The sequence below is a fragment of the Arcobacter roscoffensis genome (genome assembly GCF_024267655.1).
In the GTDB taxonomy this organism is placed as follows: Bacteria; Campylobacterota; Campylobacteria; order Campylobacterales; family Arcobacteraceae; genus Arcobacter_B; species Arcobacter_B roscoffensis.
This window is the reverse complement of record NZ_CP100595.1, coordinates 958355-976980: the sequence shown is the minus strand read 5'-3', so window position 1 is coordinate 976980 and position 18626 is coordinate 958355. Positions and strand designations below refer to the sequence as shown.

The following is an 18626-nucleotide window of genomic DNA, read 5'->3' as shown; positions in this document are numbered from 1 at the left end:
TTGAGTTTATTAATCAATTATCTATTTAATGCAAAGACTTATTATCTTAATCTCCATAATGTGACCACATTCTAGAAATTCTTATTACCTTATCAGATTCTCTAACCTCATAAACCAGTCTATGTTGAATATTTATTCTTCTTGAATATGAACCATTTAAATTTCCTACCAATTTTTCATAGGGAGGAGGGTTTTGAAATGGCTCTTTTTTGATAATTTCAATAAGTTCTTTAGCTTTTTTATCTAAATTTGCACTTGATAGTTTTTTAGCATCTTTTAATGCTAACTTACTATAAAGTATTTTATACCCTACCATTCAATATCTTCACTAAACTCACTATCATCTGCACTCATAGATTTTTGAATTGAAGATGCCATATTAGGTATAGAATTTAAATATAGTGTTTCTTCTATTGCATTCCAGTCTTCTTGTGAAAGCATAACTACATTGTTTCTTTTCCCTGTAATAAGTATAGGCTCATGAGTTTGTGCTGTTTCATCCATTACATTGTAAATATCAGCTCTTACCTGACTTACTGACATAACTCTTGTCATAAGTAAACCTTTAAGTTAATTTTACATATTGTACTAAGTATCGTACGTTTTGTCAAGATATGATAATCTTAAAGATAACTAATTAAGGAATTAGAAAAATGCTATGTTAAAATATACTTCATGTCGAAGCAGTGACAAACTCCTTAAATAATGTATTTTGAAATATCAATAGAAAGACACAAAAAACAATTATTCTAGCTAAGCACTTCTAATAGTAACTATTAAACCATAATTTTTTAAACCCTTTCCGTAAGGTTATCATCGATTTTCTTAATATCTAAAATCATTGCTACTTTTGACTCATTATTGTCTGTAATATCAACTAAGCTTTGAACTAGCGTACCTGAACCTAAAAAGTGGTTTTCTATATGTTGAATTGAACTTCTTTGAACAACGCTAATACTTTGTAAAGTAGAAACCATAATTCCAATACAATGTTCTATATTATCTTTATCATACTCAAATAAGATAATATTGTTAAGCTCATCATCTTCAACTTCTACATTTATAAAGTCTCTAATATCTAAAACCGAAATCAACCTATCTTTGTATAAAACCATACCTTTAAATGGATTGTTTTTATCAATATCAATTGACTCTTCCAGTTCATCAACTGAAATTGATTCTAATACATTTTTAGCTTCAACTGCTAAAAACTTATTTCCAATATTAAATGTTGCAAGTTCAGTACTATCTTCATCAAACTTTTTATTCTCATTTTGATTTGTAAAAGTATTGTTTTTATTAGAAAGAATTTTATTACTATTTTCAATATTTCCAATTTTTATAAATACAAAACACAATACATCATTTTTATAATCATCAACTCTACTTTTATACTCTCTATATCCCATAGAACATCTAGCACCAACAGCATAGTAGCAATTATCATATTCAATTATTTCACTATATTTATGCCCATTTTCAATTGAAAAGAACTTATCATCAATATCTAAGAAACCATCAACTTCTAAGCTTTTATTTGTTGATGAAATTATCTTTTTAGATCTATTTGTAAATACACCAAACACACCATTTTTATTTGAAGGAAGAGTTTCTTCAAGCATTGCATGAAGCTCAGGTGTTGAATCAAAAACAATTGCAATACCACCATTTATTTGCTTCTCATTTTTAAAAGATCTAATAGCAGAACAATAAACATAAGTAGGTTCATTATTATAAAGATTAGTTTTTTCAAATTTAGATACTGTATATTTTGAAGTATCACCTAAAGTTAGAGTTTTTCCAACCCATTCTTGAGATAAAACCTTTCCTACTAAATACTCATCTTTATCATTTGATACAGCTATTACTTTTCCATCCTTATCAAAAATAAGTAAGTTTGTATAAACTGTATATAAATCATTTATGTACTTTAAAATAGAGCTAATTTCTTCTTTTTTATGAGCAATTGAGTTCATATCATCTAAAGCTTCTCTAAAATAAGAAGTTAAAGCCCACCATCTACAGTCATTTGCTCTTTCATAAAGGTTTCTATCCATAATATCAATAGCAAGGGAAGATAAAAATTCACTATCTTTTAAAATAGATGTGATTATAGTTTGGTTTAGGTTGTCTAATGAAGAGTTTGCTTTAACTCCTGTAACACCAATTTCATTTAGAAGGGATTTAGAAAAACCTCTATTTGATGAGTTTAACTTGCTTTGAGCAATATTACCATTCCAAATTACACGACTAAGATTATCTTGAATAGTTCTACTTTTATTAAACACATCTTTAAGATCTTTTGAAAAATGTTCTTCATTATCCATCATAGCTTCAATAATATTATCATCTGTATCAATAGGGTTTAAATCATCACTTAAAAAAGCATATTCAATAGGTATCATAATATGCCCATACCATTTAAGCCCTTTGAAGCCTTGGTAACCATTGGTTTTACAAGTTTTAGCTATATAGTCCCTACCTGAAAAAGTTACAACTTTATAATCCTCATTTAAAATAATAGGAAGTTTTGAACCTAATGGAATATAAGATCTATCACTTGATGCAATAACACGTCCCTCTTCATCTAAAATAGTTAAGGCTTCTTTATTTCTAGTATCAATTAAGTTTTTGAAAATACCTTTCATTTCGTCTGTAAACCTAAAGCATAAACATAAAACCCCTAAGTTTTCACTATTTGGATTATTTGTTTTTGTAACTTTATATGAATATACTAGTGTCTTTTTATATTGGGGAATAAAATCATGATGTTTATAAGTTTCAACATACTCATCACTTGTATTTAATACTTCTTGAATAAAACTATTATCAATCTTATCAACTTTATTTGTTTCATCAAGTCTTGCAATAACTTTTCCATTTGGATTAGCAAGTACAATATCAAAATATACAGAGTATTTAGCCACATACTCTTTAAATCTTTTTTGTATTTGTTTTTTCAGCTCTAAACTCTCATCATTATAATCAGAAACATATGTTTGTATAAAGTTTCTAATATCGTCATCAGTAGCTAAAAATCCAATATCAGCAGTTCTTTCAAATAAGTTTCTAATAACAACATCAATAGCAACTTGTGATTTAAATTTCATCTCAGCTGTTACTTTTTTGATAGTTTCTTCACTTAAGTGATTTAATAAAGTAGAAGTTAGATTTAAAAAATTCTCTTTAGTTTTTCCAATATCAATATTTATATCTCCCAACTGCCCTAAAAGAGCAAAGATATCCCAAGAGGAACTAAGTCGTCCTAACTCTTCTCTATATTTATCAACATCTTCAATATGCTTAATAATAGGATATAAATCTTTTTTTACACTAATACCTTTGTAATTAATAAACTTTTTTGACATATAAATTCTCCCAATTTGTATACATAAATTATACATTATAAAAAAGAAATAATTTTTATTAGTGTGTATAGTTTTTATACTCTTGTATAATTTCTAATAACTATTTAGATAATTTTTTTGATAGATTTTCTAGGTTAAAAAAGAATAGTTCCTCGAATATATCATGCTCTTTTATGATAATATTCATTTCATCTGCAAGAGACTTAGCGTAGTTTATGTCATTTTTATCTTTTATTAAAATTGCTTTTATTTCATTTAGATTTACGAACTTTTTAATATCTTCTAATTCATCAGCTTTGATAATCTTTTTTTCTCTTTTATATAAATTAAGACCAAATCTATTTGCAAAATAATCCCAGTAATCATCAAATACATAGATATTATATATTTCACTTTCATATAGGTTGTTTCTTATATCTAAAAAGAGTTTATCAAGTTTAGCAAGTAAAAGCTCATAGTTTCTTTTATAGTGCTCTTGATTTAGAGAATCAAGTTCTATTAAATACTCATAAATATTTGTAGCAACATCTCTTAAAATCAAAGGATCAGTCCAAATATATGGATTTACAGTTCCATCTTTTAGTTTTAGTTTATTTATTCCTACAGATAAGTCGTATATTTTTAGTTGAGGATTTATATCTTTTAGTTTTTTGATATATGATTTTTCTATATCTAAACCAAAATGAAAATAAGCCCTAGTAGTAGCCAACCTTGAAAGATCTGAGTATTTTAAATCAATAGGTTTATCAGTATAGTATAAAGTTATCTTTTTAGCTCGAACAAAATTTTGAGCTATTTTTTTTATAAAAAACTCTTCTATTGGCATATAGACAGTTATTTGAAACTTACTAAATGCCAATAAAGGAAGAATTAGTAAAAAAAGAGTTTTTTTCACAATTCTTACCTAGTAAAACTTATTGTTCTAATTTTCTAATTCTTAAGCTTAACTCTTTTAATTGCTCAGCATCAACTTCACTTGGAGCTTGAGTTAATAGACATTGAGCTTTTTGAGTTTTAGGGAATGCAATAACATCTCTAATTGAGTCAGTTCCAGCAAGTAACATGATCATTCTATCAAGTCCCATTGCAAAACCACCATGAGATGGAGCACCATATTGAAGAGCATCTAATAAGAAACCAAATTTCTCTTTTGCTTCCTCATCAGAAATTCCCATAAGTTTAAATACTTTAGATTGTATTTCTTCTTTATGAATTCTGATTGAACCACCACCAAGCTCAGTTCCGTTTAATACGATATCATAAGCAATTGATTCAATATTTTCAATATCATCGATATTGTCTAAATCACATTTTTCTAAGTTAGGCATAGTAAATGGATGGTGTAATGCTTTTGTTCTTCCATCTTCAACCTCAAACATAGGGAAGTCAACAACCCATACAAACTCATAAACGTCTGTTGGAATAATATCCATTTGCTCTGCTAAGTAAAGTCTAAATCTACCCATGTAATCCCATACAGTCTTTTTATCACCTGCACCAAAGAATACAACATCACCAACTTCTAATTGCGTAGTTTTAACGATTGCTTCTAAATCTTCTTCAGAGAAGAACTTAGTTAATGGACCTTTTAATCCATCTTCTTTCATTTGGAAGTAACCTAAACCTTTAGCTCCAAACTTTCTAACGTAATCTTCAAAACCTTTCATTTGTCTTTTTGAGAAAATATTATCTCCATTTGGACATCTTAAAGCTTTGATTCTATTGTTCTTAGTATCTTTTGCAATTGATGCAAAGATTTCATTTGTTGAGTTAGCAAAAATATCAATAACATCAACCATTGCCATATCAAATCTTAAATCAGGTTTATCCGAACCATATTTTTCCATAGCATCAGCATAAGTAATTCTTGGGAAAGTAGAAGGAACTTCTTTTCCACAAGCTGTAAATGTATCATAGATTAATTTTTCAGCTACTTTGATTACATCTTCTTGGTCACAGAAACTCATCTCAACATCTATTTGAGTAAATTCAGGCTGTCTATCAGCTCTTAAATCTTCATCTCTAAAACATTTAGCAATTTGGAAGTACTTATCAAAACCAGATACCATTAATAATTGTTTAAATAATTGTGGTGATTGTGGAAGTGCATAAAACTCTCCTCCATGAACTCTTGATGGTACAAGATAATCTCTTGCTCCCTCTGGAGTTGATTTTGTTAATATAGGAGTTTCAACATCTAAGAAACCTAATTCATCTAAAGTGTTTCTAACTTGAATAGTTGCTTTTGATCTTAATTTGAAAATGTCATACATTTTATCTGATCTTAATTCTAAGAATCTATTTCTTAACTTAATCTCATCATTTACTTTTTCATCATTTAAATCAAAAGGCATTGGCTTAGATCTGTTTTCAATTACTAATTCATCTAATACAATTTCAATTTTTCCAGTAATTAAGTTTGGATTTTCTAATCCCTCACCTCTTTGTCTTACAGTACCTGTTGCAATTAAAACAAATTCGTCTCTTACAGACTCAGCTACATCTAACTCTTTAGGGTCAGCTACTAGTTGAACTATTCCACCCTTATCTCTTAAATCAATAAATATAATTCCACCGTGGTCTCTTCTACTGTTTACCCATCCAGCAACAGTAACTTTTTCACCGATGATATTTTCAGTTACTTCTGTACAATAATGTGTTCTCAATTCAAACTCCATAAATAATAAATATGCGCGATTTTATCTAACTTTTACTTAATTTCTAAAAAACCAAATCTAGTTGTTTTATATAGTTTTGGTTCATATATAACTCTATTGTCTTCAATTTTTGTGTTAATTCCATTTGATTGATTAGATTCAAATAAATAATGAATACCAACTAGCGTTGAATAATCAACCCAATTGTATTCAATATCTCCACCATACATTTTAATTGTATCAATTAATTTATCATCTACTTTATCAATTGAACTTGCAACAACTAAGTTTTTTCTATCTTTTTCTTGAGTTAATGCAATTATCTTAGGATTGAAATTTAACTGTGTTGATAATATAACTTTTGGTTTAGTTTCATACGCTCTTAATTGAGATAAAATGATAGATGTCTTAACAATTTTAGTATTTAAAAATAGTGTAGAGTTATTTAACTTATGATCTTTTACAATCCATTTAAAATAGTTTCTTTTATTTTTGATCAACTTTGTTGTCACCGTACTAGGAACTTGTTTTTCATACTTTTCTTTTAATTTCTTACCAATATAAGACTCTTGATAAAACATCGTGTTCTTAATATTAGAATACTCTAAAAGCTTTTGTATTTGTTTATCATATGAAATTGCACCATATACAAAATTATCATTATATGTTTCATAATCACCTTTATTGCTTAGAGGTAAAAAAACACTTAATGAAGAGCTATCTAAAGTGTGAAGAGTACTTGCAGCTCTTGGTGTAAATAAGGCAATAACCTTTTCATATCCATCTGTTTTCAAATCTTCAAATGCTTTTGTAATGTTTTCAGGATTTTCATTTTCTGTGTCATAAACTTTAACATTGTAGCTTGCATTCATGAAAGATAAATAACCCAAAATTGTATTCATTGAACTTTTTGCATATCGCCCCACAACTCTTGAAGGATAAACAATAGCAACATTAACAGACTTCTGTGAAGCCTCTAAAGTAAATTCATTTTCTTCAATTACTAAAGGATCCACCCCTTCAATCTGCTCACCAACATTCTGTCCTAATTCAAAATCATTTGTAATAGGCTTGCCTAGTTGCTCACTTACTTCCTTTTGAGGAATATTAATTTCAACTTCTTGTTTAGGTGTACAACCTATAAAAATAGCTGCTACAAATATAATACTTAATAACTGTTTCAATTTAAAGACTCCAATTGATTTTTAATTTTTAACATATCAACATATGCATCTTTTTTAGAAGAAGGGTTTCTTAATAAAAAACTTGGATGAAAAGTTGGTATTAAAACCATATCCTTATAGTTTATAGTTTGACCTCTAAGCATATTTATATTTACATCCTCATTTGTTAAATACTTGTAAGCATTTTCCCCTAAAGTAACAATAATTTTAGGTTTAACTAATTCTATTTGTTTAAATAAATAAGACTTACAAAGATTTGCTTCATTACTTAAAGAACTAGTATTTATAGGCTTACATTTTAAAATATTAGCAATATAAACTTCTTCTCTTTTTATATTTAAAACATTTTCAATCATTTTAGTAAGTAATTCACCTGTTTTACCTACAAATATTTTTCCAGTTTCATCTTCTAAACTTCCAGGAAAGTCAGATATGAACATAATCTTAGCATTTATATTGCCACTAGCAAAAACAGTATTTTTTCTACTTTTTGACAATTCGCATAAGTAGCAATTTTCAACACTATTTTTAAGTAATTCTAAATTGTTTGGTAAATTAAAACCATTAATCTCATTTGAGATGAAAGTAATTGGCTCATGATAAGAATATCCAATTGATTTTAAAAATTTTAAATGATGTAATAATTTATATTTGGTTGATTTTGTCATACAAAATTGTACAAAAATCTTACTTTGGTAACTATTTGTTCCAACTATATGTACAGTATTAAAAAATAACTTGACATTTGTTCCAATATCTTATAAAATACGCATAAATTTTTTTGGGAAAACTAAAATGACATCACCTAGTCTTAGAAAATTAGAAGAAGATTTAGAAGTAAATAAAACTACCCTGCATAATTGGAAAAAAAATAGACCTAAACTTTATGAATTTATAATCAACTCATATAAAGATAAAGAACTACTAAAAAAAAACCTTGAAATTCTTATTAAACAAAAAGAGATAATTGAGCATGAGATAACTCTAACCAAGAAAAGGGTATAATATCAATATATAAAACTATGAAGCCATAGCCTTTAGTAAACTTTTTAAAGTGCGCGAAATATTAATTGTTAGGGCTTCATAGTTTTGTATATTTTATGAAACCAAAAAAATATAAATAAGGAAAAATCCTTATTTATATCTGTGAGTAATTCTACCTTTATCTAATGAATAAGGAGTAATTTCTACTTTAACCTTATCACCTGGTAAAATTTTAATGTAGTGCATTCTCATTTTTCCTGAGATATGACATAATACTACATGACCATTGTCTAATTCAACTCTAAACATTGCATTAGGTAAAGCCTCAATAACCTTACCATCAATTACAATTACATCATCTTTTGCCACTTTTTATGTTCTCCCTAGTTTTCAACTGTACTTAAAATAACTGCTTTACCATCAACAACAGCAACTGTGTGCTCGTAATGGCTACCTCTAAATCCATCTCTAGATACAACATCCCAATTATTTTCTAAAATAACAGGTTCTCTATCCTTATGACAAATCATTGGCTCTAAACAAAATACCATACCGTTTTTAATTTTTGGTCCAGATTTTGGACTACCATTCTCTAAGTAGTTTGGAATCTCTGGCTCATCATGAGGTTTCTTTCCAATACCATGACCACAAAATCTTACTAGTGGTTGATAACCTCTAGCAACGATAAATTCTTCAATAGCTTTTGAAAGTTCTTTGAATCTCATACCTTCATGAATAATATCAATAGCGTGATATAAAGAATCTTTTGCACAAGCAATTAATTCTTCATCTTCTTTTGATATTTGCCCAATTGGCATTGTTATCGCAGAATCACCATACCAACCATCAAGTTCTGTTCCAATATCAAGGCCAAGAATATCGCCTTCTTTTAAAACAGTATCATCTGGTATTCCGTGAATAATTACTTCATTTAAAGAAGTACAAACTGAATTAGGGAAACCATAAAGACCTTTGAAAGATGGTCTTGCCCCTAAGTCTCTTAAAAACTTATCACCCATGGCATCGACTTCTAATAAAGTCATGCCAGGTTTTACGTTTTCTCTAAGATAGTTAAGTGTTTTAGCAACAATTACATTTGCCGCTTTAAGTTTAGCTATTTCGTTAGGTTTTCTAATTGGAATAGCCATTTTTAAAGACCTACCGCACTTAATGTTTGATATTTATTAGTGTACTGTTGTGCTTCAATTTTTCTCATTGTATCAATTGCAACTTGAACAACGATTAATACTGCAACACCACCAAAATAAAATGGTACACCCATTCCTTTAACTATTAACCAAGGAACAGTTGAGATAGCACCTAAATATAATGCACCCCAGAATGTTAATCTACTTGCAGTCTCATTTAAAAACTCAGCTGTACTTGCTCCTGGTCTAACACCTGGAATAAATCCACCTTGTTTTTTTAAGTTCTCAGATATATCTTTTGCATTAAATGTAATTGATGCATAGAAGAATGCAAAGAAAACTACAAATAAGAACATAAATACATTAAATGTATAAGAACTTGGACTTAAATAGTCAGCAATAACTAATAAGTATTCATTTTGCGATCCCTGTAAAACAGTTGCAGGGAACATTAAAATCGCACTTGCAAAAATAGCTGGAATTACACCTGCAAGGTTAACCTTAATAGGAATATAATTCATAACTCTTTTGTTTTGATTTTGCATCATTACTTTTCTTGAATATGATACGGGAACTCTTCTCTCACCTAACTCAACATAAATAATAGCTCCAACAGTAGCTAAAATAATTACAATTATTGCAATTACTGTTAAGAAGTTCATTTGACCATTATTAACTAAGTCAATAGTTCCACCAATTGCACTTGGAATTGCAGATACAATACCAGCGAAAATAATTAATGAAATACCATTACCTATACCTTTTTGTGTGATTTGTTCACCAATCCACATAAGAAGCATAGTACCAGTTAACATAGAAATTGAAGATACGAATATAAATGTATTCATATCAATTGAAATCGCACTTTGTCCACTTTGTCCTGTTAAAGAGTTTAATCCCATTGATACACCAATAGATTGAATTAATGTAATAACAATAGTTGTATATCTGATGATTTGCATGTATTTTTGCATACCATCTCTCTCTTTTTTCATTTTACCAAGTGCAGGGAAAGTTGCAGCTAATAATTCCATAATAATAGAAGCTGTGATGTAAGGCATAATTCCTAGTGATATAATAGACAGTCTTTCAACTGCATTACCACTAAACATATTAACAAGACCTAATGCATTATTTGCATTTGAATCGAAGAATTCTTTAACTACGTCTATGTTTACACCAGGTACCGGCACGTATGCCAGTAACCTGTAAAGTAAAATAAAACCTAATGTAATAAGAATCTTATTTATTAGATCTTTACTCATAGTTATTTTCCAGTAGTTGTTACGTTTTCGTCTTTAATTTTAGATACTAAATCTTTTGCAGCAGCTCCAATTAATTTAACTTTAACAACTGATTTAGATAATTTGTATACAGATTTGATTGACTCAACTGTAATCTCTTCAAGTGCAGCAACAGCTTTTACTTTATCAACGTTGATAGAGTAAGGCTTAACTGTTCTTGAGAAGAATCCAATCTTAGGAAGTCTTTTTTGCATTGGCATTTGACCACCTTCAAATCCTCTCTTGATCTTGTAACCAGATCTAGATTTTTGACCTTTTTGTCCTCTTGCAGAAGTCTTACCAGTTCCAGAACCTTGACCTCTACCTACTCTTTTTCTGTTTTTTGTACTACCAGGAGCTGGTTGTAAATTTTCTAATGCCATCATACTATCCTTTGATTCTTGCTAAAGCTTCAACTGTAGCTTGTACAAGGTTGTTTGGATTATTTGAACCTAAAGATTTTGCAATAATATCTTTAACTCCAGAAAGTTCAAGAACTGGTCTTGCCGCACCACCTGCGATAAGTCCTGTACCTTCAGATGCTGGTTTTAATAAGATTTTAGATGCGTTATATTTGTGTTCAATATCATGTGCAATAGTTGTACCATTAATACTAACTTTTACTAAAGATTTAAATGCATCATCTAAAGCTTTTTTAATTGCATCAGGAACCTCTTTAGCTTTTCCTGTACCAAATCCAACTGTTCCGTTTTTATCTCCAACAACAACTAAAGCTGTAAATCTGAATCTTCTACCACCCTTTACAACTTTTGTTACTCTTCCGATTTTAACGATTGCTTCTTGAAAGTCTTCTCTATTTACTGCCATCATTAACCCTTATAATTTAATACCGTTTTCTCTTAATGCGTCAGCGAAAGCTGCAACAACACCATGATAAAGGTACCCATTTCTATCAAATACTACTGTTTCAATACCAGCAGACTTTAAGTTTTCAGCGAATTGTGCTGCAACTTTTACTGCATTTTCTTTACTCACTTTAAGTCCCATTGTTTGAGAACTAACAGCTGCTAAAGTTACACCTTCAACATCATTAACCGCTTGAGCGCTTAAATATTTGTTAGATTTAAAAATTGTTACTCTTGGCTTTTCAGCTGTACCAAAAATTGATCCTCTAACTCTTCTTTTTCTTCTTGCTCTTAATGCATTTTTCTTTGCTAAATCTTTTGCTCTACTCATTACTCACACCTTACTTAGCAGTTTTTCCGGCTTTTCTAACGATATGCTCGTCAGTATACTTAACACCTTTACCTTTGTACGGTTCTGGTTTTCTGTAGCCTCTAATAATTGCAGCAGCTTGACCAACTTGTTGTTTGTCTGCACCTTTAACGTGAATTAAGTTTTTCTCAACAGTAATTTCTAATCCTTCTGGGATTTCATAATTAATTGGGTGAGAGTATCCTAATTGTAACTCTAATACTTTACCTTTTACAGCAGCTCTATAACCAACACCGTTGATTTCTAAAGACTTTTGGAAACCTGTAGCTAAACCATCAACAGCGTTGTTGATTAATGCTCTATAAGTTCCCCAGAAAGCAGCCGCTTCTTTTGCTTCACCAACTTTTCCTAAAACAACTTGGCTATCAGCAATTTCTACAGATACTCTTCCGTGAGTTTCAACAGGAATAGTTTTATTCCCTTTTTTAACATTTACGATTGTACCATCAACTGATACTTCAACCCCTGAAGGGATTGCGATAGGTTTTTTTCCAATTCTAGACATTACACTCTCCTACCATACTGTACACAGTACTTCACCACCAACTTTAGAAGCGTAAGCTTCGTCGTTAGCAATAACACCCTTGTTAGTTGTAACAATGATTGTACCGTATCCATTTTTAAAGTTTTTTAATTCATCAAAAGATTTGTAAACTCTTCTACCAGGTTTAGAAACTCTTTTGATTTCGTTAATTACAGAGTTATCATTATCATCATATTTTAATGTAACTTGAACAGTTTTTTTGTTGTTTTCACCATCAATAACTTTGTAACTTTCTATATACTCTTTTTGTTGTAATACTTCAGCAATACCAACAACAGTGTTCGAATGTAATAATGTTGCAACTTCTAATTTTCTCATTGCAGCATTTCTAATTCTAGTTAAAGCATCTGCGATTATATCATTCATCATAGCTTATTTTCTCCCTACCAACTAGCTTTTCTAACACCAGGTAATAAACCTTCGTTAGCCATTTTTCTTAAACAAACTCTACAAAGTCCGAAGTCTCTGTATACTGAGTGTGGTCTACCACACACTGAACATCTTGTATATGCTCTTGAAGAGAACTTAGGAGTTCTCTTTTGCTTAGCAATCATAGATTTCTTTGCCATTACGCTCTTCCTTTAGTAAATGGAATTCCTGCTAACTCTAATAATCTAAATGCTTCCGCATCATTATCAGCACTAGTAGAAACTGAAATATTCATACCGTGAGTTTTGATAATATCATCATAAACTACTTCTGGGAACATTAACTGCTCATCTAAACCGAAGTTGAAGTTTCCTCTTCCGTCAAAACCATTTCTGTTTAAACCTTGGAAGTCTTTTACTCTTGGTAATGCAATAGAACATAATTTGTCTAAGAATTCATACATTCTTTCAGCTCTAAGTGTTACTTTAACACCTACAGGGTAACCTTCTCTTACTTTAAAACCAGCAACTGATTTTTTAGCGATAACTCTAACTGACTTTTGACCAGCAATTAAAGAGATAGTATCTTCAATGTTTTGCATTAATTTACTATCTTTCATAGCTTCCCCAGCACCAACAGAAATAACTACTTTTTCTATCTTAGCAGTTAACATCTTGTTTTTTGGGAATTCAGTTTCTAAAACTGGTTTAATCTCTGAATTGTATTTTTCTAATAATCTTGCTGCCATCTTACTCACCTTCTACTTTTGCTACATTTGAAATATCAATAGGCATTTCTTTGTTTACAAAACCACCTTCTGGGTTTTTCTCTTGATCAGGCTTAACAGTTTTTTTAGCAACTTTACAATCTTTAACGATTACTTTTAATTCTTTTGGTAATACAGCTAAAACTTCACCAGTTTTACCTTTGTCATCACCTGCGATGATTTTTACAGTATCACCTTTTTTGATTTTTAATTTAACTGCCATATTATAATACCTCCGGTGCAAGTGAAACGATTTTCATGAAACCTGAATATCTAACTTCTCTAGCAACAGGTCCAAAGATTCTTGTACCAATTGGGTCTTTTTTAGCATCTAAAATTACTGCTGCATTGTCGTCAAATCTGATTAATGAACCATTTTCTCTTTGAACTTCTTTATGAGTTCTAACAACTACTGCTTTAACTACTTGACCTTTTTTAACTTTTCCAGTTGGTAAAGCTTTTTTAACAGAAGCAACAATTACATCACCTACAGATGCATATCTTCTCTTAGATCCACCAAGAACTTTGATACACATGATTTCTTTAGCACCTGTGTTATCAGCTACGTTTAATCTTGAAAAACTTTGAATCATTACTTAACTCCTGTAGCAACAATAGTTTTTAATCTGAAAGATTTAGTTTTTGATAAAGGTCTACACTCAACAGCGATAACTTTGTCACCTTCATTTAACTCATTTCTTTCATCATGAATTAAATATTTTTTAAATCTTTTTACAGTCTTGTGATATCTTGGGTGTAAAACGTATCTAGTAACTAATACTGATGCTGTTTTATCTCCAGATTTTTTTACCACTACACCTTGAATCTCTCTTTTATGTGTCATACTTTGGATCCTTAGTTAGCTTTTGCTGCAGTAATTGCTGTTTGAATTTTTGCGATGTCTTTTTTCGCTACTCTTAATTCAGATGTATTTGTTAACTGCATAGTTTTTAGCTTAGCTTTTAATTCAAAAAGAAGCACCTTTTTTTCTTTTAATAATTCCGTAAGCTCTTGTAAGCTCTTGTCTTTTAAATCAGTATAGTTCATTTTCGCTATCTCTTGTTACAATTTTAGTTTTAAATGGTAATTTATGTTGTGCTAAAGTTAAAGCTTCTCTTGCTAACTCATCACTAACACCCGCCATCTCAAAACAAATTCTTCCAGGCTTAATGTTCATAACCCATTTATCAACAGCACCTTTACCTTTACCCATTCTTGTTTCTAATGGCTTAGCAGTAAGTGGCTTATCTGGGAATACAGTAATCCAAACTTTCGCTTGTCTCTTAACTTTTCTAGTCATTGCAACCCTAGAAGCTTCGATTTGTCTTGAATCAATTCTTCCGTGCTCAACAGCTTTAAGTCCGATGTCACCGTAAGCTAAAGTATTACCTCTATGGGCTTTACCTCTGTTTCGGCCTTTCATCATTTTTCTATATTTTGTTCTTTTAGGCATTAACATAATTATTTACCTCTTCTCTTACTTGGTCTTCTCTTTTGCTTAGGCTCTTCAGTTCTCTCAGCTGGAATTCCTTTTGCAAGAATTTCACCTTTGAAGATCCAAACTTTAATACCGATACAACCGTAAGTTGTATGAGCTTCAGCGAATCCGTAATCAATCTTAGCTCTTAAAGTATGTAAAGGAACTCTACCCTCTAAGTACCACTCAGTTCTAGCCATTTCAGCTCCACCAAGTCTACCAGAAACAGAAACCTTGATACCTTTAGCACCAGATTTTAAAGCATTTTGCATAACTCTCTTCATAGCTCTTCTGAACGCAACTCTTCTTTCTAATTGTTGAGCAACATTTTCAGCAGATAATTGACCAGAAAGTTGAGGCTTTCTTTCTTCTTTGATGTTAACAGCGATTTCTTTTCCAACTAAATTAGAAAGATTAACTTTTAACTTCTCAACGTCAGCACCTTTTTTACCAATGATGATACCAGGTCTAGCAGCTACAATAGTAACTCTAATTTTCTTAGCAGTTCTTTCTACGATAGTTTGAGCAACACCTGCATAGTATAACTCTTTCTTAACGAACTTTCTAATTTTATCATCTTCAGCAACGTTTGCTGGCATGTTAGAAAATTTAGGAAACCATCTTGATTCCCAGTTTCTATTGATACCTAGTCTTAAACCTATTGGATTAACTTTTTGACCCATTACTTGTCTCCTTTTTCAGCAGCCGCTACTTCAATCATAATGTGTGCAGTTGGTTTGTGCTTAGGTGATGCACTACCTCTAGCTCTTGGAGTAAATCTCTTAAGAACTGGACCTTTGTCAACTCTAGCTGAAGTAATTACAGCTTCTTCTGGCTCTAAACCAGCATTTGCTACTGCAGATGCAATAACTTTTGAGATGATTCCAGCAGCTTTGTTAGGAGTAAATTCTAAAGATGCAATAGCATACTCAGCATTCATACCTTGAACTTCTCTAGCAATTAATCTTGCTTTTGTAGGAGAAAGTCTAATAAATTTTAATATTGCTTTACCCATTGATTACGCCTTCTTCTGTACAGAGCCTTTATGACCCTTAAATGTTCTAGTTGGTGCAAATTCACCTAATTTATATCCAACGTGGTTCTCTGTAATATTTACAGGAACAAAGTTTCTACCATTGTGCACATTAAAAGTTAAACCAATCATATCAGGTAATACCATTGATCTTCTTGACCAAGTTTTAATTGGTTTTTTATCGTTAGCTTCAACAGCTTTGATAACTTTTTTCATTAGGTGTGCATCTACAAATGGACCTTTTTTAATTGATCTTGCCATCTTAAACCCTTACTTCTTTCTTCTTGAAATGATTAGCTTATCACTAGCTTTTTTCTTTCTAGTTTTGTAACCTTTAGTTGGCATACCCCATGGAGTAACAGGATGTCTACCAGAGTTAGTCTTACCTTCACCACCACCGTGTGGGTGATCAATAGGGTTCATTGCAGAACCTCTAGTTTGAGGTCTAATACCCATATGTCTAGTTCTACCAGCTTTACCAACAACCATATTAATGTAGTCTTCGTTACCAACAATACCAATTGTTGCGATACATACACCAAGGATCTTTCTCATTTCACCAGATGGTAATCTTAAGATAACATACTTGTCTTCTCTACCCATAATTTGAGCATATCCACCAGCAGATCTTGCAATTTGTCCACCTTTACCTGGTTTCATCTCAATGTTATGAACCATAGTACCAACAGGGATAGATTTTAATCTCATTGCATTACCTGGAATAATATCTAAACCAGACTCAGCAGCTTGAATTTTATCACCAACTTTTAATCCAGAAGGTTGTAAGATATATCTTTTATCACCATCAGCATAAGTAACTAAACAAATTCTACAGTTTCTGTATGGGTCGTACTCAATAGTTGATACAGTACCCTGAACACCAAATTTATCTCTTTTAAAATCGATAATTCTATATAATTTTTTAGCACCTGCTTCTTTATGTCTAGAAGTGATTCTACCGTTATTATTTCTACCAGCTGAAGCTTTAACTCTTACAAGTAAAGATCTAACTGTTGGTTTAGAAGTAATATCAGAAGTATCCATAACCGACATGAATCTTCTTGCAGGAGTTATTGGTCTAAATTTTTTAATTGCCATCTATAATCTCCTTAAGCTGATAGGTTCGCTATTTCAGCGCCCTCTGGTAATGTAACGTAGAATTTTTTGAAATCTGGTCTTTTACCAGGCTTTCCTCTAAATCTTTTAACTTTACCGTTTTGTCTTAAAGAATTAACTTTTGATGGAGTAACACCAAAATACTCTTTAAATACTTCTTTTAAACCGTTTTTAGTCATTCTTGGACTAGTTTGAACAACGATTACACCATTTTCTTGAAGCTCGATTGTCTTTTCTGTATATAATATCGCTTTAATATCTGTAATATCTGCCATCTTAAGCCTCTTTTGTTAATGCATCAAATACTGATTTTTCAATTAGTACTGAGTGGTATGCAGCAATTATGTAAGCGTTAACTTCTTGCTTTTCAACCATATAACAGTTTTTAACATTTCTAAACGCTAAGTATGTTTTCTCATCAATTGTATCAACTACAACAAGAGTATCTCTTTTGTCTAGTTTATTTAAAACTGCAACTGCGTCTTTTGTCTTACCTGATTCAATTTTAACAGAATCTGCTACAAATAATGAACCATTATTAGCTTGTGCATTTAAAGCGAATTTTAATGCTAAAGCTTTTTGTTTTTTGTTAATTTTTTGGTTATAGTTTCTAGCTGATGGTCCAAATACTTGACCCCCACCTACGAATAAAGGAGATCTTTTAGAACCCCATCTAGCACCACCAGAACCTTTTTGAGCTTTAGGTTTTTTACCACCACCGCTTACTTCAGATCTGTTTTTAACTCTAGCTGTATTTGCTCTTAATGAAGATAAGTAAGATTTAGCATATAAGTATAAGTTGTGAGAGTTAATCTCTTCATAACTTGCTGGTAATGCTAACTCACCATTATTTTCAAATTTTTCGTTTAATACTACTGCATTACTCATTTAGCAACCTTTACTTTTCCTAATGCACCATTTGGTCCTGATACTGAACCTTTTACAACTAAGATTCCAGTTTCAGCGTCAAATGAAACTACATCATTTTTAACACTTACATTTGTATTTCCGTATTGTCCTGGCATTTTTTTACCTGGTTGAACTCTACCTGGCCACTCAGCATTACCGATTGAACCAGTTCTTCTACCCATTCTATGACCGTGAGATGCTCTACCACCTGCGAAGTTCCATCTTTTAACTCCACCTTGGAAACCTCTACCTTTAGTCTTGAAAGTTGTTTTTAAAACTTTCGCTTCAGATAAAGGAGCAACATCTAAATCACCAGCTTCAGCGTTTGCTACTGTAGTAGTTGCAAATCTGTTAAACTCTTTAGATAGATTATATTTCTTTTGTTGACCTTCAATTGTCTTATTCATCTTCTTTCCAGAAGCATAAGAAACAATTGCTACACCGTCAGTCACTTCACATACCTTAGTATCTAGAACTTTTAAAAGTGTAACAGGAACAGCAGGAACTGAAACAGTTCTACTCATACCAATTTTTTCTACGATATATTCCATT

General features: G+C 30.9%; 30 protein-coding genes. 1 reads left to right on the top strand and 29 read right to left on the bottom strand.

All coding sequences use genetic code 11. The annotated features are described in order from the left end of the window. Positions 1-46: 46 nt before the first annotated feature. From NJU99_RS04815 to NJU99_RS04785, 7 genes are all read right to left on the bottom strand, one after another. The gene (locus tag NJU99_RS04815) at positions 47-316 is read right to left on the bottom strand and encodes a Txe/YoeB family addiction module toxin (RefSeq protein WP_254577593.1); all 270 of its coding nucleotides are present in this window, start codon (positions 314-316) and stop codon (positions 47-49) included. Further along, on the bottom strand, positions 310-555 hold the full coding sequence (locus NJU99_RS04810; RefSeq protein WP_254577592.1) for a type II toxin-antitoxin system Phd/YefM family antitoxin: 246 nt from the start codon (positions 553-555) through the stop codon (positions 310-312). The genes NJU99_RS04815 and NJU99_RS04810 overlap by 7 nt, the downstream gene beginning before the upstream one ends. Before the next feature lie 236 nt (positions 556-791). Beyond that, positions 792-3368: a chemotaxis protein CheW gene (locus tag NJU99_RS04805; protein ID WP_254577591.1), complete on the bottom strand. Its 2577-nt coding sequence runs from the start codon at positions 3366-3368 to the stop codon at positions 792-794. Between the two features lie 100 nt (positions 3369-3468). Beyond that, the gene (locus tag NJU99_RS04800) at positions 3469-4263 is read right to left on the bottom strand and encodes a metal ABC transporter solute-binding protein, Zn/Mn family (protein ID WP_254577590.1); all 795 of its coding nucleotides are present in this window, start codon (positions 4261-4263) and stop codon (positions 3469-3471) included. A gap of 19 nt (positions 4264-4282) precedes the next feature. Further along, positions 4283-6034 carry an aspartate--tRNA ligase gene (aspS, locus tag NJU99_RS04795; RefSeq protein WP_254577589.1) on the bottom strand — a complete coding sequence of 584 codons (1752 nt, stop codon included), beginning with the start codon at positions 6032-6034 and terminating at the stop codon, positions 4283-4285. Positions 6035-6078: 44 nt separating this feature from the next. Beyond that, positions 6079-7209, bottom strand: a complete 1131-nt coding sequence (locus tag NJU99_RS04790; protein ID WP_254577588.1) for a hypothetical protein — start codon at positions 7207-7209, stop codon at positions 6079-6081. Continuing rightward, positions 7206-7877: a uracil-DNA glycosylase gene (locus NJU99_RS04785; protein ID WP_254577587.1), complete on the bottom strand. Its 672-nt coding sequence runs from the start codon at positions 7875-7877 to the stop codon at positions 7206-7208. Before NJU99_RS04785 ends, NJU99_RS04790 begins: the two co-directional genes overlap by 4 nt. 127 nt (positions 7878-8004) lie before the next feature. Here NJU99_RS04785 and NJU99_RS04780 point away from each other — a divergent pair, with 127 nt between their 5' ends. Further along, a complete protein-coding gene (locus tag NJU99_RS04780; protein ID WP_254577586.1) occupies positions 8005-8214 on the top strand; it encodes a transcriptional regulator in 210 nt (69 codons plus the stop codon). Between the two features lie 129 nt (positions 8215-8343). On the opposite strand, the gene infA is transcribed toward NJU99_RS04780, so the two are convergent. From infA to rplC, 22 genes are read right to left on the bottom strand one after another with little or no spacing between them, the layout of a single operon-like run. After that, positions 8344-8562 (bottom strand): translation initiation factor IF-1, encoded by a 219-nt coding sequence (infA, locus tag NJU99_RS04775; RefSeq protein WP_072682044.1) that lies wholly within the window; start codon positions 8560-8562, stop codon positions 8344-8346. Positions 8563-8576: 14 nt separating this feature from the next. Next, positions 8577-9341 carry a type I methionyl aminopeptidase gene (gene map, locus NJU99_RS04770; protein ID WP_254577585.1) on the bottom strand — a complete coding sequence of 255 codons (765 nt, stop codon included), beginning with the start codon at positions 9339-9341 and terminating at the stop codon, positions 8577-8579. 2 nt (positions 9342-9343) lie between these two features. Next, positions 9344-10606 (bottom strand): preprotein translocase subunit SecY, encoded by a 1263-nt coding sequence (secY, locus tag NJU99_RS04765; protein ID WP_254577584.1) that lies wholly within the window; start codon positions 10604-10606, stop codon positions 9344-9346. Positions 10607-10608: 2 nt separating this feature from the next. Then, a complete protein-coding gene (gene rplO, locus NJU99_RS04760) occupies positions 10609-11007 on the bottom strand; it encodes a 50S ribosomal protein L15 (RefSeq protein WP_254577583.1) in 399 nt (132 codons plus the stop codon). Positions 11008-11011: 4 nt separating this feature from the next. Continuing rightward, positions 11012-11452 carry a 30S ribosomal protein S5 gene (gene rpsE / locus NJU99_RS04755; RefSeq protein ID WP_254577582.1) on the bottom strand — a complete coding sequence of 147 codons (441 nt, stop codon included), beginning with the start codon at positions 11450-11452 and terminating at the stop codon, positions 11012-11014. 9 nt (positions 11453-11461) lie between these two features. Next, positions 11462-11821 carry a 50S ribosomal protein L18 gene (gene rplR, locus NJU99_RS04750; protein WP_254577581.1) on the bottom strand — a complete coding sequence of 120 codons (360 nt, stop codon included), beginning with the start codon at positions 11819-11821 and terminating at the stop codon, positions 11462-11464. A gap of 10 nt (positions 11822-11831) precedes the next feature. Further along, on the bottom strand, positions 11832-12365 hold the full coding sequence (gene rplF, locus NJU99_RS04745; RefSeq protein ID WP_254577580.1) for a 50S ribosomal protein L6: 534 nt from the start codon (positions 12363-12365) through the stop codon (positions 11832-11834). A 9-nt stretch (positions 12366-12374) separates the two neighbouring features. Then, positions 12375-12773 carry a 30S ribosomal protein S8 gene (gene rpsH / locus NJU99_RS04740; protein WP_254577579.1) on the bottom strand — a complete coding sequence of 133 codons (399 nt, stop codon included), beginning with the start codon at positions 12771-12773 and terminating at the stop codon, positions 12375-12377. Between the two features lie 14 nt (positions 12774-12787). Next, the gene (locus NJU99_RS04735) at positions 12788-12973 is read right to left on the bottom strand and encodes a type Z 30S ribosomal protein S14 (RefSeq protein WP_254577578.1); all 186 of its coding nucleotides are present in this window, start codon (positions 12971-12973) and stop codon (positions 12788-12790) included. Next, positions 12973-13521: a 50S ribosomal protein L5 gene (gene rplE, locus NJU99_RS04730; protein ID WP_254577577.1), complete on the bottom strand. Its 549-nt coding sequence runs from the start codon at positions 13519-13521 to the stop codon at positions 12973-12975. The genes NJU99_RS04735 and rplE overlap by 1 nt, the downstream gene beginning before the upstream one ends. Position 13522: 1 nt before the next feature. Then, positions 13523-13762, bottom strand: a complete 240-nt coding sequence (gene rplX, locus NJU99_RS04725) for a 50S ribosomal protein L24 (protein WP_254577576.1) — start codon at positions 13760-13762, stop codon at positions 13523-13525. Position 13763: 1 nt separating this feature from the next. Beyond that, positions 13764-14132, bottom strand: coding sequence for a 50S ribosomal protein L14 (gene rplN, locus NJU99_RS04720; RefSeq protein WP_254577575.1), 369 nt, complete (start codon positions 14130-14132; stop codon positions 13764-13766). Continuing rightward, positions 14132-14383 (bottom strand): 30S ribosomal protein S17, encoded by a 252-nt coding sequence (rpsQ, locus tag NJU99_RS04715; RefSeq protein ID WP_254577574.1) that lies wholly within the window; start codon positions 14381-14383, stop codon positions 14132-14134. Before rpsQ ends, rplN begins: the two co-directional genes overlap by 1 nt. 11 nt (positions 14384-14394) lie before the next feature. After that, positions 14395-14586, bottom strand: coding sequence for a 50S ribosomal protein L29 (rpmC, locus tag NJU99_RS04710; RefSeq protein ID WP_076084968.1), 192 nt, complete (start codon positions 14584-14586; stop codon positions 14395-14397). Beyond that, positions 14573-14998 (bottom strand): 50S ribosomal protein L16, encoded by a 426-nt coding sequence (gene rplP / locus NJU99_RS04705; RefSeq protein WP_254577573.1) that lies wholly within the window; start codon positions 14996-14998, stop codon positions 14573-14575. The genes rpmC and rplP overlap by 14 nt, the downstream gene beginning before the upstream one ends. A gap of 2 nt (positions 14999-15000) precedes the next feature. Beyond that, on the bottom strand, positions 15001-15699 hold the full coding sequence (gene rpsC, locus NJU99_RS04700; protein ID WP_254577572.1) for a 30S ribosomal protein S3: 699 nt from the start codon (positions 15697-15699) through the stop codon (positions 15001-15003). Next, positions 15699-16031 (bottom strand): 50S ribosomal protein L22, encoded by a 333-nt coding sequence (rplV, locus tag NJU99_RS04695; protein WP_254577571.1) that lies wholly within the window; start codon positions 16029-16031, stop codon positions 15699-15701. Before rplV ends, rpsC begins: the two co-directional genes overlap by 1 nt. Before the next feature lie 3 nt (positions 16032-16034). Next, the gene (gene rpsS, locus NJU99_RS04690) at positions 16035-16310 is read right to left on the bottom strand and encodes a 30S ribosomal protein S19 (RefSeq protein WP_254577570.1); all 276 of its coding nucleotides are present in this window, start codon (positions 16308-16310) and stop codon (positions 16035-16037) included. 9 nt (positions 16311-16319) lie between these two features. Then, positions 16320-17147: a 50S ribosomal protein L2 gene (rplB, locus tag NJU99_RS04685; RefSeq protein WP_254577569.1), complete on the bottom strand. Its 828-nt coding sequence runs from the start codon at positions 17145-17147 to the stop codon at positions 16320-16322. A gap of 11 nt (positions 17148-17158) precedes the next feature. Next, entirely contained in the window at positions 17159-17440 is a 282-nt protein-coding gene (locus NJU99_RS04680) for a 50S ribosomal protein L23 (protein WP_254577568.1), read from the bottom strand. Position 17441: 1 nt separating this feature from the next. Next, on the bottom strand, positions 17442-18053 hold the full coding sequence (rplD, locus tag NJU99_RS04675; RefSeq protein WP_254577567.1) for a 50S ribosomal protein L4: 612 nt from the start codon (positions 18051-18053) through the stop codon (positions 17442-17444). Further along, a complete protein-coding gene (gene rplC, locus NJU99_RS04670) occupies positions 18050-18625 on the bottom strand; it encodes a 50S ribosomal protein L3 (RefSeq protein ID WP_254577566.1) in 576 nt (191 codons plus the stop codon). The genes rplD and rplC overlap by 4 nt, the downstream gene beginning before the upstream one ends. Position 18626: the final 1 nt, after the last annotated feature.